The following is a 13,704-nucleotide window of genomic DNA, read 5'->3' on the forward strand; positions in this document are numbered from 1 at the left end:
ACGGACTCTCTCGCGATCAAGGACTTGATCGCACTAGACCCCGGATCTAGTCCGGGGTGACGGAGTGCGGAGGCTTCGCTTGCGCCTAACACATTGGGTGAGTGGGGCTTTGTTACAGCAAAAAGGCGCGGGGTTAGCCGCGCCTTTTTATTCGCAGATAGGACGGCCGATTACCGCTCCTTGCTCACCTCTTCAAACCGCGAAAGCCAGGGGCTGACGATCATGCCCTTGATGTCGCTGCGGAAGGCGGCGGTGTCGATGACTTCGGAGAAGGGCTGGATCGACATGACAGTCTCGTCCATATAGCCCTGCAGGTCCTCATAAAGCTTCGTCTGTTTTGCCACATCGCGCTCGACCAGCGCTTCCTCGATCATCTTGTTCAGTTTCTCATCGAAGAAACTGGTGCGCCAGCTCTGGTAATTGGTGAGCTTGGCATCGTCGGCATTGTTGGGGTTATAGGCGATCGAGCGCAGGTTGTTGTCCGGATGCGGCTGCTGGCCGCCGCCGCCGCGCCCGAGCAGCAGTTCGAAATTCCGTTCGCGCATTGCACCGTAAATCTGGTCGCCCGAGCCGCTGATCAATTCAGCCTGAATGCCGGCCTGGGCAAGCGTGTTCTGGATCGCCGTTGCCGCCTTCATGAAGGGATCTTCCGAAAGAACGCGCAGCGTGGTTTTGAAACCATTGGGATAACCAGCCTCGGCCAGAAGCGCCTTGGCTTTTTCGACATCGAGCTTGTAGCCCTGATCGGGCAGCGCGCCCATGACACCGGTGCTGAGGGAGCGCTGATGCAGCTTGCCGTAATAGGGCATGACCGCCTTGTCGAGGCCGTCGTAATCGATCAGGTAACGCAGGGCCTCGCGCACCTTCTTGTTCGCGAATTTCTCATCCTTCATCGAAACGCTGAGGTAATAAAAACCGGAGCCGGGCGTGGATTCGATGGTGACGGCCTTGTCGGCCTCAAGCGATTTCAGGTCCGGGGCCTGCAGGGAATAGGCAACGTCGATATCGCCTTTTTCCAGCATCAACCGCTGCGACTGCGATTCCGGCAGATGGCGCATCAGGATGCGTTTCATCCTGGCCTTCTCACCCCAATAATCATCGTTGCGCGTGAGGATGATATATTCGTTGGACTTCCATTGGGTGAGCTTGAAGGGACCGGAACCGGCGGAATTCAGCGTCAGCCATGCGCCGCCGAGATCGCCGTCCTTTTCATTGGCAAGCGCCGTCTGGCTGTCGATGATCGAGCCCGGACCATTCTGTGCAAGAATCATCAGCAGCAGATTGGGATCATCGGGCTTTGGAATATTGAGCACGAAGGTCTGGTCGTTTTCGGCAACGAAGAGCTTGTCGGCCTCTTCCAGCTTGAAACCGCGCGTTTTGAGGAAAGACGATTGCGCCAGATTGCGGGCGAGCAGCCGCTTCAGGCTCCACGCTACATCCTTTGCCGTCACGGCGTTGCCGGAGGCGAATTTCGCATCGCGGCGCAGATGGAAACGGATGGATTTGCGATCTTCGGCAATTTCAAAGCGTTCGGCAAGGCGTGGCTGGACGCTGCGATCTTTCGGTGAAAGTACGACCAGCGTGTCATAAACGTTGTTCAGAACCTGCACGGTCTCGCGGCCGGTAATGGCGGCGGGATCAAGGGTCAGGATGTTGCTCATGGTCGTGGCGACGATGAGCTGGTCTTTCGGCGTTTCGGCGAAAACACTGAGCGGCATCGCGCCGATCAGCAAGGCGCCAAGCGCTGCGGTTGCAAGAAAATGTTTCATTTTTCCTCCCAATACGGCCGGTTCATACGGCCTTTCCACGTTTTGATCCACGCGCCTGGTTCCTCCACAGGTGTCGCATGATCAGCCAAGAATCTCTCTGACCGGGTCTGCGAGCGCTCGCCCGATTGCGGCCGTTGCCGGCGCATCCAGATGCACGCCATCCACCGGTGAGGCGCTGGCGACCGATCCGGCATCGAAGAAGTGATGCCCCAGTTCGGCGGCGAGTTTGCGGTAAAGCGGCGCAAGCCGTAGCGATTGCGCGATATCCCGCCCGCCCGCCGGCTCCTCGCCCGGACCTGCAACGCAGGGCGGCGGGGCGACGATCAGCAGTTTCGGCACCGCCTCGCGCGGTTTGTAGATGAAGGTCTCGACGATCTGCGCCAGTCGCCGCATGCCGGAAACCGCCGCTTCCGCCCGCCCGCCATGCACCGGCTTGATGTCGTTGGTGCCGAGCATGATGATGACGAGATCGAGCGGCATATGGCAGGAGAGCGCGACTTCAAGCGCCCGTGCGCCATTGCGGCAGGCGGGGCCGGTATGGTCGTCATAACAGGTGGTGCGCCCGCCAAGGCCCTCGGGGTGAACCTTCGCCTTTCCGGAAAGCTCGGCCTCCAGCACCTCCGGCCAGCGATGCTCAGGCCGGTGGCGGAGACCCGTTGCCGGGTCTGCGCCCCAGGTGAGGCTGTCTCCAAAGGCGAGCACGGTTTTCATCGCCTTATCTCACCCGGTTGTTGTCGATGAAGGTGAAATCGATATCCTCGCCAAGGCCCGGCCGGTCGGGAACGTGGACGAAGCCGTCGCGATCCATCGGGTCGGACAGCGACTTCAGATAGTCGTGGCCGTCATCATATTCGAGGAAGGGATGTAGAAGGCCGCGCTCATACCAGCGGCAATTCTTGGTGGCGGCGACTACATGCAGGTTCATGGCCGTGTTGCCATGCACCTCGCATTCCATGCCGAAAGCCTCGGCCAGATGCATGGTCTTGAGCGCCGGGGTGATGCCGCCGACATCGTTGACGCCGGTGCGCAGAATATCGCAGGCACCGGCCTTGATCCATTCTGCCCGATGCCAATGCTTGCCGGCCGCACTTTCAGGGCCGACGACGGGGATATCGAGATTGTCGGAGAGCCACTTGTAGGAGGACAGCGACTGCTCATCCATCGGCTCTTCGATCCAGTCGAAGCCGAGTTTTTCGAGACCGCGCCCGAGAGCCAGCGCGTCGGTGCGGGAATACCAGTGGAAGGCGTCGATCATCAGCCGAATATCAGGGCCGACCGCCTCGCGCACGGCCGCGCAGGCCTTGAGATCCATCTTAACATCCGGCGCCCAGCTTACTGGCGGCATCCAGGTGTGCAGCTTGATGCCCTTATAGCCACGCTTCACCAGCGTTTCGGCAAAGCGGCCGTAATCTTCCGGCGTTGCCAGTCCGCCTTCCAGTTCATCGCCGCACATGATGGAGCCATAGGCCAGCACCTTGTCGCGATAACCGCCGATCAACTTGTATACAGGTTGCCCGAGCGAGCGACCGGCAAGGTCCCACAGCGCGCAATCCACCACCGCCAGCGTGCGGTCAGTCAGCTGTGCGGCCGAACCGCGCTGCCAGTGGGCAAGGTCCTGCCACAGCCGTTCCCGGTCGCGATGATCCTCACCGATCAGGACTTTCTTGACGAATTTTTCAATGACATGCGGGCGAACGATCTCCGGCGCGGTGAAGGAATGACCTTCCTGACCGTCTTCCGTGCGGATGGTCAGCATGGCCTGTTCCACCTGATGCGCCGGACCCGGATGCGCGTGACCGGCACTGTCCGAGTGGCGACGGGTCGTCGTGCGGAAAACACGGACCTCGACGTCGGTGATGATCATAATTCCTCCCTCATGCAGGTATGGCAGCGTTTGCGGCTGCTGCAATGTCATACATGTGCGCGATATTTGTCAACATGTATGATAATCTGTATTACATGTTGCCGCGAAAAATCAAGGCCATTTACAGGCGGTGTTGCACAGATCTTCGGTGGAGAGGGCGGTTGGGGAGATTTTGCCGCTTCGTAGAAGAAAATCGGGTGGGCGCGGCCTATGCTATCCGAGATTAATCTATAATTTTAGTAGACTATTAAATCGCGCAATGATCTTTCAACAATGACCGGGACTATAAACGAACATGCCGTGCCAGCCGTGCCTGTCATCATGCATTCTGCGTGAGCATGCGCCGCATTGAACGGCTGTCCCGCAACAAGGATGGCTGCATCTGCGCCGCTGAGCTTCAACACTCGTTTCCGGATGCACAACCATGCCCCTTTCCCATATCTCCCACTTCGCTTTTCTCGTTCCCGGCAATTATCAGGACGACGATCCGGCGCAGGGACTGGAAGAAACCCTGCAGCTTTTCGAGGCCGGGGAGGCGCTGGGGTATCACAGCGCCTGGGTTCGCCAGCGCCACCTGGAACGGGGCGTTTCCTCGGCGGCCACTTTTCTTGCAGCGGCATCGCAGCGCACTAAGCGGATCGGATTAGGCACCGCCGTCATTCAGCTTGGTTACGAAAATCCCTTCAGGCTGGCGGAAGATCTGGCCACCGTGGATGTGCTGTCGCGTGGGCGGCTGAATGTCGGGGTTTCCGTGGGCGCGCCGCCCTTCGCCCATCTGATTTCGGATTATGTCGATACGGTTCCCGATACGGATTACAGCCATGCCCGCGCCGAAAAGCTGGCGAGGGCTCTGAGATCGGAACCGCTGTCCAGCGAGACGGAAGCGGGCAATGCGGCCGGTGCGCAGGTGCCGCGCCTGCGGCCCGTCGCTGAAGGGCTGACGGACCGGTTATGGTATGGTGGCGGGTCGCAGAATTCCGCCCGCTGGGCGGGCAAGGCAGGGTTCAATCTTCTGACGGGCAATATCGTCAGCGGTGAAAATACCGATGATTTTCTGATTGCGCAGGCTGCTCTCGTTGCCCGCTTCCGGCAGGAGTGGGCGCATGAGCGTCAACCGCGTGTTGCTCTCGGGCGCGTGATCCTGCCGACGGATAGCGCCAGCCCCGCGACCCGCCGCCGTTACGAGGAATTCGCCGCCGAGCGCGACAAGCGTACGACCACGGCGCATGGCGCGCGCCGCACGCTTTTCCTGCCCGATATCGTTGGGACGACTGACGAAATTCTGGAGAAACTGTCGCGCGATCCCGTTCTGCCGCTCGTCTCGGAGTTCCGTCTTGAACTACCCTATGAGTTCCAGCCGGAAGATTATCGCCAGATCGTCACGGATTTCGCTTCCGTCCTGCCGCAGCTTTCCGGCGGGCGGCCCGTTTTGAAAGTGGTGACCGGCCAATAATATTTCCCGTTCCCGCCACTCCCGCTTCCAGCGGGAAGCGGCGGTAGATGGACGTGTGGCGCTTTACCTGCGCCACATCCTATTCAGTCGGGATAGGGCAGGCCATAGCGGTCGCGTATTGTCGCGCCTTCGTATTCGCGCGGGTAAACACCGCGATCCTGCAGCACCGGCACGACCTTTTCGACAAATTCAGCAATATCGTCTGGCGCACGCGGCGGCTGCAGGGTGTAGCCGTCCACCGTGCCATCCTGCCAGAGATCGATAATGCCATCCGCCACATCTTCTGGTGTGCCGAGTAGCAACCGGTGGTGTCCCTCCGAACGGCGTACGGCCTTGCGGGCTGTGAGCTTTTCGTGGGTCAAAAGGTCGGAAAGGCCAAGCCCCATGCCCACCGCCCACTGCCGGTTCTGGTCCGGGATGAAACGCTCTGCATCGAGCTTTGCATCGGGATCAAAATCGCGGGGATCAATGCCGTTTTCCCTGGCGAAACGCGCCAGCAGCCCGTCTTCCGAACCGGCTCCACTGTATAGTTCGTGTTTGCGCAACGCTTCCTCCCGGGTCTCGCCGAGAATGACAACGAGGCCGGGAACGATGCGGATGCCGGAGGGATCGCGGCCGAGGGAGGCAGCGCGGTCGCGGACCTTCTTGCCGAAGGCCTGGCCCGCCGGCCGGGACAATATGTTGCAATAGATGATCTCGCCATGGCGTGCGGCGAGATCGATGCCACCTTCGGAGGCGCCGGCCTGCGCGATGACCGGATGCCCCTGTGGTCCGCGCGGAACATTGAGCGGCCCTTTTACATGGAAATATTGCCCCTCGTGATCGATGGTTTCGGCCGTCGCCGCATCCCAGAAACGCTCTTCCGGCACCTCGCCTTCGCGGCGCGGATCCCAACTCGACCAGAGTTTTTTCGCGACATCGAGAAATTCGGTGGCCTTGGCATATCTCTCGTTGCGCGGCGGCAGCGGGTCGTTGCCGAAATTTGCGGCGACATTGGGATTGAAGGAGGAGACGATATTGACGATCAGCCGTCCGCCGGTGACGAGATCGATGGATTGGGTCCGTCTGGCAAAGTTATAGGGCGAGTTATAGGTGGAGGATATCGTTGCCACAAAGCCGATATCCGGCACCTGCGCGGCAAGCGATGTGGAGAGAATGAGCGGATCGATGGTGTGAAACGGCCGGCTTGCCGGGTCGGTCAGCAATGCGGGATGGTCAGAAAGGAAAACGGCGTCAAACCGGCCCTTGTGGGCCAGTTCCGTCAGCCGCCGGTAATATCCGATCTCGTTGATGTCGTGCCGATCTCCGCTCCGGTATTTCCAGGCGTTGGCGAGGTATCCGGTCGTGTTGATGCCGACATTGAGATTGAGCCGGCGTTTGGTCTTGCTCATGCTTTTACTTTTTCTTCTCGGTCTGCTGGGATTTCCGGCCTTGGCCGGTGCAATTGCATGAAAGCGTAACAGCCGGGGTTCGGGCCGCGAGTTAAAAATCCTTGCTGCTCGGAGAAGAAAAACTTTCATCAGTAGCGGCAGCCAAGCTGCAGTGGACTTAAAGAGCGGATAGAGTCCGGGCGATAATCCGACCCGAAATCCGGCCGCCATCGAAAGGATATTCCGTCATCCCGGTGAAGACGTGACAAGATGGAAACGAATTTCCTCAATCGCACCTGAAATAGTACACTTTATCTATAGAAAATATCTCATGACGTGTAGCGTGCCGTTCAGATCGCAATTTCGAGGACGAACGCCATGGCTGATGCCGCCCTTCGCCAGGTAACCCAACCCGTAACCGTGTGGTATACACGCTGCCCGGCGCCCACCCCGCTTTCCATCGCGGCGCAACTCGGCTGGATTGAGGAAAGTTTCGCCACCCATGGCATCTCCGTTTCCTCCATTCGTGATGCGGCCGACCCGGCCATTCGCCAGAGCCATTTCGACCATCGTCTGGACTGGTCCTTCCGTCAGGGCGGCAATATCCCGCCGATCTGGGCGAAATCCGGTGGCCGGAAAACCCGGCTGGTGGGGCTGACGAGAACCGATGAGTTCCAGGCCGTCATTGCCTTGCCCGCAAGCGGGATAAGCAAGGGCAGCGACCTGAAGGGGCGGCGTATCGGTTTGCCGAAGCGCCCGAACGAAACCATCGATTTCCAGCGCGCCACATCGCTCAAGGGCATCGTGTCGGCGCTGACGGTCTCGGGTCTCTCCGTCGCGGAGGTCGAGCTTGTCGATCTCACGGCTAAAGAACCGGTGTTGCTCGGCCCAGCGGATGAGCGGTTTCACGGTCTGCGCCGGCGGCTTCCCTATGGCGAAGAAATTGCAGCGCTGCACCGGGGCCAGATCGACGCGTTTTTCGTCAAGGGAGCGGAAGGCGTCACCGTCGCCAATCTCATCGGCGCGCAGGTCGTGGTGTCGACGGGGTTTCACCCCGATCCGAAAATCCGCATCAACAACGGCACCCCGCGTCCCTTAACGGTGGACGCCACCTTTGCCGATGAGCGGCCCGATCTGGTGGCGGAACTGGTGGCTACGGTTCAGCGTGTCGCCCAATGGGCAAATGACAATCCGGCCGAAGCCGTGCGTTTCATCGCCCGCGAGATCGGCGTCAGCGAGGAGGCGGTTCTGGCTGCGAATGGGGCGGATGTGCATCGCAATCTGAGGCTTGATCTCGATCCGACCGAGCTGGATGCGCTCAGCCACTTCAAGGATTTCCTGCTGGAATGGAAATTCATCCCCGAAGATTTCGACGTGCAGGAATGGGCTGATCCACGCGCCCTTTCTTTACTGCAAGACGCCACGCAACACAGCGCCGGAAAGTGAGGGAGCCATGGCATCCACCATTCTTGTGACAGGTGCAACCGGCAAGCTCGGGCAACGGGTCGTCAGCCGTCTTTTGCAAAATCACGCAGAGGTTCGCGTGCTGACCCGCCGGCGAGAAGATGCGCTGAAGCTCTGGGGCGACAGGGTCGATATTTCGGAAGGCAATTTTTCCGATCCTGCCAGCCTGAAAGAAGCTGCGCGGGGAATAGACCGGTTGTTCCTGCTTTCCCCCATCGGAGAGACGCTGGCGGCGGACCAGAAGGCGGTCATCGATGCCGCTCTTTCCGCCGGTGTGTCGCGGATCGTGAAAATATCCGGTTCCGACTGGACCATAAAAAATGCCGCACGCTCCATTTCGGGGGCGGCCCATGCAGAGGTGGAACAGCATCTGGCCGCAAGCGGCATCGCGCATGCGGTGCTGCGGCCGAACGCCTGGATGCAGGTTGCGCTGGAGCCCGTTGTCGCCGCGCTGCGCAAGGGGGAGGATGTGCCCGCTCGCTTTGGCGATGCGGCCGTCTCCTTCATTGATGCCGATGATATTGCCGATGTCGCCGTTCACGCCCTGACATCAAGCGCGCTGGTTTCCGGTACTTTTGTGCTGACCGGCGGCGAAGCCCTGACGGCGCTGGAAATCGCCCGCATCGCGGCGCGTATCCTGCATCGCCCTGTCGGGATTTCCCATCATGCCGCCCCGGCCCTTCCGGCCCATCTCGGTGCGTTTGAACAGACGGCGATCGGTGAATTCGGAGAACTCATCCGCGAAGGTCTCGCGGCATCTGTCACCGATACCACCCATCAGATTACGGGCCAACTGCCCCGTGGCGTCGAAGATTATCTGCGCGCCCGGCTGGCGGCGACCGCCCCGCAGGGCGGCAATTCCGAGGGAGAAAAGACATGGCGCTGACTGTCCCATTGCCCGAAGGTCCCGAGCTGAAAGGTCTTGAACTGAAAAGCCCGGTCGATTTCGAGGACAGCCCGCTCAGCCGCGCGGTAAAGCAGCCGCTGATTCTGGGCCTGTTCCTCAATCTGCAGGACATCAATTTCTCCAGCCTGCCGACCAGCAACAGCTGGACCTTCGATTACAACGTCGAACTGGTGAAGCGTGCGGAAGAGCTTGGTTTCGAAATTGCTTTCAGCCGAACACAATGGCTGCCCAAGGGTGGTTATGACGGTGAATCCTCGCTCGACAGTTTTATCGCGCTCGGCGCCATGGCGGCGGTCACGAAGAGCATTTTGCTGATCTCCACCATCCATGTGCTTTATGGGCCTCTGCATCCGCTGCATCTCGCCAAATATGGCGCGACGCTGGATCACATTGCTAGAGGACGATGGGGCATCAACATCGTCACCGGCCACCGCGCCGTTGAGCATGAAATGTTCGGCTGGCAGCGCATCGACCATGACAAGCGTTACGATATGGCCGGAGAATTGTTCGATGTGCTTCATCGCCTGTGGGGCGAAACTGAAAACTTCTCCTATGAAGGCAAGCTCAATCCCTGGGCGATCAACAATGGCTGGATCACGCCGAAGCCCGCCTTCGGCCGCCCGCCGCTGGTGACGGCGACAGGATCGCCCGCCGGTATCGATTTCGCCGCCCGTCATTCCGATCTGGTTTTCGTCACCTCGCCTGGCGGCGCGCATATAGACAGTGCGTTGGAAACGCTTCCCGATCACGTCGCCACCATCAAGAACCGCGCCAGGGCCTATGGCCGGCAGGTGAAGACACTCATCAACCCGATCATCGTAAGCCGCGACACGGAGAAAGAGGCGATCGCCTATGCCGACGCCATCGAAGCGGGAAAACCGCAGCCCGGTACCCGCGCCTTCGCCACCAATAATTATGACAGCGATGCCCATGCCTGGCGCGGCCGCGGCGATGCGCGCCACAAGCAGGGGCGCAATCTCGGCGGTAATATCGAAATCATCGGTTCGCCCGAGCAGGTGGTCGAGCAGCTTGTCGGTCTTAAAAAGGCAGGGATCGACGGCGTTCAGCTCAATTTCTACGATTTCCGCGAAGACCTCGACTATTTCGCCGAGCGCATTCTGCCCTTGATGAAGGAGGCTGGCCTGAGGCTCTGACGTCTTTCCAGCCCTGATTTTCCATATCCAAAGCCAACCCTTTGCAATCGCCCGATTGCGAAAACGATATTTTTTGCCCTGAGGAGATACCGTGAATATCGCCGTCGATCCCATCAAAACGCCCGCTCCTAAAATCCTTGATCGGATCGGGACCTATGTTCCCGAACTTGTCTCCATCCGCCACGATCTGCACCAGCATCCCGAAATCGGTTTCGAGGAGGTGCGCACGTCCGGCATCGTCGCTGAAAAGCTCGCTTCCTGGGGCATCGAGGTCCATCGCGGTTATGGCAAGACCGGCGTGGTCGGTGTGCTGCGCGGCCGTCATGCGGGCAACCGCTCCATCGGGCTCCGCGCGGATATGGATGCCCTGCCGATGCCGGAGGAAAGCGGTCTGCCCTATGCGTCCGTCTATCCTGGTAAGTTCCACGGCTGTGGGCATGATGTGCACACTACCATCCTGCTAGGCACCGCCCGCTATCTGGCGGAAACCCGGGATTTTGCCGGTACGGTGGTGTTTATTTTCCAGCCGGCCGAAGAGGGTCTGGGCGGTGCGCGCGCCATGATTGCCGACGGGCTGTTCAAGGATTTTCCCGTTGACGAGATTTACGGGCTGCACAATTCCACCCATGCCGCGCCCAATCACCTGAAGGTTTCGCCGGGCACCATTCTGGCAGGAGCGGATTTCTTCGATATCCGGTTGAAGGGCAGGGGTGCTCACGCTGCGCATCCCGATGTCTCTCGCGACCCGGTGCCGGCGACGGGCGAACTGATCCAGGCGCTGCAGACCATTGTCAGCCGAAACGTGTCGCCGACCGATCCCGCCGTGTTGTCGATCACGCGTATCGAGGCGGGATCAGCCTATAACGTCATTCCCGAAACGGCCGCGATTGCCGGGACTGTGCGGGCCTTCTCCGACAGCGTGCGCGAAACCATAAGGCAGCGCATCCGCACCATCTCGGATCACGTTGCCGCGGCTCACGACCTCACTGCCGAGGTGGATATTCGCGAGATATTCTCGGTCCTGACCAATGATGACGCATCGGTGGATATCGTCGCGGGCGTGGCGCGCGAGGTTTTGGGAGACGAGCGCGTTTCCACGGAGCCTGGCCGCTTCATGGGCAGCGAGGATTTCGCCGATCTCCTGAAACACGCACCCGGCGCGTTTTTCACGCTTGGCCATTCCGGCACCGTGCCCGCCCATAATCCTGGTTTTATCGTTGACGACGACATCCTGCCCGTCGGCGCCACCTTGTTTGCCCGGCTGGTGGAGACCCGGCTGAAGGCTGCCTGAAAATTTTAAAAACAAGTCTGCAAGAGGAAACATCCATGGATATTACAAGACGTAAGACATTGCTTCTGAGTGCTGCCCTTGCCGGGGCCATGCTGCTGCCGTCCTTGCCGGTGCTGGCGGCGGAAACGCCGAAGAAAGGCGGGATCGTTACCCTTGCAGGCCTTGGCGAGCCGACGACGCTGGTGCCGCTTTCCGATTCCAACACACGAACCCGCGCCATCTCCACGAAAATCCTCGAAGGACTGGTACGGTTCGACAGCGAGTTCAAACCGCATCCGGTTCTGGCCGAAAGCTGGGAAACATCAGCCGATGGGCTGCGCTACACTTTCAAGCTGCGCAAGGGCGTCAAATGGCATGATGGCAAGGATTTCACGTCGCAGGACGTCAAATTTTCCCTGCTGGCCTTCAAGAAGGTTGGCCCGCGCGGACGCATCACCTTTGCCAATGTTGCCGATATCGAAACGCCCGATCCACTGACGGCCGTGGTGGCGCTTTCCAAACCCGCACCCTATCTCTTGAGGGCGCTGACGGGCGGCGAAACGCCCATTCTGCCGGCTCATGCCTACACCTCGGAAAAATATAATGAGAGCCCGAACGGCAACGCGCCTGTCGGCACCGGCCCCTTCGTGTTTGAGGAATGGAAACGCGGCAGCTATGTGAAGCTGAAGAAGAACCCGAATTACTGGCAGGCCGATCTGCCCTATCTCGACGGTTTCGTGGCGCGCTTCGTCGCCGATGCGGCCTCCACCACCATTTCGGTCGAAACCGGTGAGGCGGATTACACCGCCGATGTCTCCTACAGCGATCTGGAGCGGTTGCGGCAGAATCCGAAACTTGCGGTGGAGGTCTATACCGACGCCTATCTCAACAACGCCGCCATATTCGAGTTCAATCTGGAGAATCCTATCCTCGCGAAGAAGGAAGTCCGGCAGGCACTGGCCCATGCCATTGATCGCGATTTCATCAACGATGCCATCTTTTTCGGGACGGCCAAACCAGCCGGTTCAAACATCCCGGCGGTCTTCACTGCCTATAATGACGAAAAGCCCTTCACCTATCCCTTTGATCTCGCCAAAGCGAATGAGTTGCTGGACAAGGCCGGTTATCCGAAGGGCGCGGATGGCACCCGCTTTTCGCTGCGGCTTGCCTTCCTGCCGTCAGACGTCTTCCGCAAGACCTCCGAATATCTGCGTTCATCCTTCGGCAAACTGGGCGTGAAGGTGGATATCGTCGAAGGCGATCTCGCCACCTTCATCAAGCGCGTTTATACGGAGCGCGGTTTTGACCTGACGGTGAACGGCATCAGCCGGCTGTTCGATCCGACGGCGGGCGTGCAGCGCCTCTACTGGTCCGACGGCATCAAGAACCCCGCTCCCTATGTCAACGCCGCCCACTACAACAACCCCAAGGTGGATGATCTCTTCCGTGCTGCTGCCATCGAGGTGGATGAAGCGAAGCGGGCCGGGCAGTTCCACGACATCCAGAAAATCACCGGGGACGATCTGCCGAATTTCTCGATCGTCGCCCTGCCGACAGTCATTTTACGCAACACCAGTCTGCAGTCGCTCGTGACGACCATCGACATTGCCTATGGGGATCTGGCGACGGCCTGGAAGAAGGAGTGAGCGTTTTCATCCAACTCCGTCACCCCGGACTGGATCCGGGATTCAGCGCGCTCAAGTCCTTGATCGCGAGAGACTTTCTTCACGGCACAGGCGCGCCGTGGCTGGATGCCGGGTCAAGCCTGGCATGACGGAAGAGGGGGTCTGCGATCATCAACATTAACCCGGCAATTCTGCCGGGTTTTTTATTACCGAAATTCGCCCTCCATCCTTTTTGCGCCTTCGCGCGGCACGCCCGTTTTCGAGAAAAACTTTGCGCATGAAACATGTCGGCCGAAACGGCGATGTCACCAGTGGAAATTTCGAAAAAATAAGTTTCATCAATAATTTAGCGCAAAGGAATTCTTCGTCTCAAAGCAAGAATTGCTTTCTGGACCCACGCTTTGGCCGCCTGCACTGTGCGCTGGAAATCTCACCGCAAATGATGGACGCCATGGCCAAGGATACGCTTTTTTTGATTGCCCCCGGTTTTGAGGACCCAAAGCACCCCGGTGTCCGCTTCGTCTGCCCGCATTGTAACCAGATCGAAGGCCTGCTTGCCGCCTTTCCGGATCTTGCCGCCGGCATCGATATCCACCGAGTCGATTTTCAGCGCCCGCGCGAGGCGGTCATCGCCGCCGTGGGTGAGGAAAACCAGTCGCTGCCGCTGCTCATCTTTGCTGGGGATGCACCCGGTGACGCGACCGCAAGGGGCGACACGCACTTCATTCAGGACACCAAACGTATTTTGCAAATCCTCGCCGAGCGCCACGGGTTCCCGCAGCTGCATTAAGCTGCCGCACCTCGCATATCGGATTTTTTCGGAGACAG

11 protein-coding genes are annotated in these 13,704 nt (G+C 59.5%); 7 read left to right on the forward strand and 4 right to left on the reverse strand.

Annotated elements, in window-relative coordinates:
• Positions 1-170 precede the first annotated feature (170 nt).
• The 3 genes from V6S97_RS13010 to V6S97_RS13020 all read right to left on the reverse strand — a co-directional run bounded on the left by V6S97_RS13010 (position 171) and on the right by V6S97_RS13020 (position 3,633).
• Positions 171-1,769 (reverse strand): ABC transporter substrate-binding protein, encoded by a 1,599-nt coding sequence (locus V6S97_RS13010; protein ID WP_003506950.1) that lies wholly within the window; start codon positions 1,767-1,769, stop codon positions 171-173.
• An 81-nt stretch (positions 1,770-1,850) separates the two neighbouring features.
• Entirely contained in the window at positions 1,851-2,480 is a 630-nt protein-coding gene (locus V6S97_RS13015; protein ID WP_003506949.1) for an SGNH/GDSL hydrolase family protein, read from the reverse strand.
• 4 nt (positions 2,481-2,484) lie between these two features.
• Positions 2,485-3,633: a mandelate racemase family protein gene (locus tag V6S97_RS13020; protein WP_003506947.1), complete on the reverse strand. Its 1,149-nt coding sequence runs from the start codon at positions 3,631-3,633 to the stop codon at positions 2,485-2,487.
• Positions 3,634-4,057: 424 nt separating this feature from the next.
• Here V6S97_RS13020 and V6S97_RS13025 point away from each other — a divergent pair, with 424 nt between their 5' ends.
• Positions 4,058-5,086, forward strand: coding sequence for an LLM class flavin-dependent oxidoreductase (locus V6S97_RS13025; protein WP_003506945.1), 1,029 nt, complete (start codon positions 4,058-4,060; stop codon positions 5,084-5,086).
• Between the two features lie 83 nt (positions 5,087-5,169).
• Here V6S97_RS13025 and V6S97_RS13030 read toward each other — a convergent pair whose 3' ends face one another.
• Entirely contained in the window at positions 5,170-6,477 is a 1,308-nt protein-coding gene (locus V6S97_RS13030) for an NtaA/DmoA family FMN-dependent monooxygenase (RefSeq protein WP_003506943.1), read from the reverse strand.
• Positions 6,478-6,834: 357 nt separating this feature from the next.
• Between V6S97_RS13030 and V6S97_RS13035 the strand changes: the two genes are divergently transcribed.
• From V6S97_RS13035 to V6S97_RS13060, 6 genes are all read left to right on the forward strand, one after another.
• Positions 6,835-7,902: an ABC transporter substrate-binding protein gene (locus V6S97_RS13035; protein ID WP_003506941.1), complete on the forward strand. Its 1,068-nt coding sequence runs from the start codon at positions 6,835-6,837 to the stop codon at positions 7,900-7,902.
• Between the two features lie 7 nt (positions 7,903-7,909).
• Positions 7,910-8,806 carry an NmrA family NAD(P)-binding protein gene (locus V6S97_RS13040; protein ID WP_003506938.1) on the forward strand — a complete coding sequence of 299 codons (897 nt, stop codon included), beginning with the start codon at positions 7,910-7,912 and terminating at the stop codon, positions 8,804-8,806.
• Complete coding sequence (locus tag V6S97_RS13045; protein ID WP_003506936.1) at positions 8,797-9,981, forward strand: LLM class flavin-dependent oxidoreductase; 1,185 nt, start codon at positions 8,797-8,799, stop codon at positions 9,979-9,981. The genes V6S97_RS13040 and V6S97_RS13045 overlap by 10 nt, the downstream gene beginning before the upstream one ends.
• 91 nt (positions 9,982-10,072) lie before the next feature.
• On the forward strand, positions 10,073-11,272 hold the full coding sequence (locus tag V6S97_RS13050; protein WP_113007388.1) for a M20 aminoacylase family protein: 1,200 nt from the start codon (positions 10,073-10,075) through the stop codon (positions 11,270-11,272).
• A gap of 35 nt (positions 11,273-11,307) precedes the next feature.
• A complete protein-coding gene (locus V6S97_RS13055) occupies positions 11,308-12,897 on the forward strand; it encodes an ABC transporter substrate-binding protein (RefSeq protein WP_334427006.1) in 1,590 nt (529 codons plus the stop codon).
• A gap of 418 nt (positions 12,898-13,315) precedes the next feature.
• Entirely contained in the window at positions 13,316-13,666 is a 351-nt protein-coding gene (locus tag V6S97_RS13060; RefSeq protein ID WP_003506929.1) for a DUF3088 domain-containing protein, read from the forward strand.
• The last annotated feature ends 38 nt before the right edge of the window (positions 13,667-13,704 follow it).

The sequence above is a fragment of the Agrobacterium sp. CCNWLW155 genome (assembly GCF_036888815.1).
Classification (GTDB): Bacteria; Pseudomonadota; Alphaproteobacteria; order Rhizobiales; family Rhizobiaceae; genus Agrobacterium; species Agrobacterium radiobacter.

What these genes read in the sequence shown, in the direction of transcription:
- V6S97_RS13045 (WP_003506936.1), top strand. Translation starts at nt 8,797, where the DNA reads ATGGCGCTGACTGTCCCATTGCCCGAAGGTCCCGAGCTGAAAGGTCTT.
- V6S97_RS13025 (WP_003506945.1), top strand. Translation starts at nt 4,058, where the DNA reads ATGCCCCTTTCCCATATCTCCCACTTCGCTTTTCTCGTTCCCGGCAAT.
- V6S97_RS13060 (WP_003506929.1), top strand. Translation starts at nt 13,316, where the DNA reads ATGATGGACGCCATGGCCAAGGATACGCTTTTTTTGATTGCCCCCGGT.
- V6S97_RS13015 (WP_003506949.1), bottom strand. Translation starts at nt 2,480, where the DNA reads ATGAAAACCGTGCTCGCCTTTGGAGACAGCCTCACCTGGGGCGCAGAC.
- V6S97_RS13030 (WP_003506943.1), bottom strand. Translation starts at nt 6,477, where the DNA reads ATGAGCAAGACCAAACGCCGGCTCAATCTCAATGTCGGCATCAACACG.
- V6S97_RS13020 (WP_003506947.1), bottom strand. Translation starts at nt 3,633, where the DNA reads ATGATCATCACCGACGTCGAGGTCCGTGTTTTCCGCACGACGACCCGT.
- V6S97_RS13035 (WP_003506941.1), top strand. Translation starts at nt 6,835, where the DNA reads ATGGCTGATGCCGCCCTTCGCCAGGTAACCCAACCCGTAACCGTGTGG.
- V6S97_RS13040 (WP_003506938.1), top strand. Translation starts at nt 7,910, where the DNA reads ATGGCATCCACCATTCTTGTGACAGGTGCAACCGGCAAGCTCGGGCAA.
- V6S97_RS13010 (WP_003506950.1), bottom strand. Translation starts at nt 1,769, where the DNA reads ATGAAACATTTTCTTGCAACCGCAGCGCTTGGCGCCTTGCTGATCGGC.
- V6S97_RS13055 (WP_334427006.1), top strand. Translation starts at nt 11,308, where the DNA reads ATGGATATTACAAGACGTAAGACATTGCTTCTGAGTGCTGCCCTTGCC.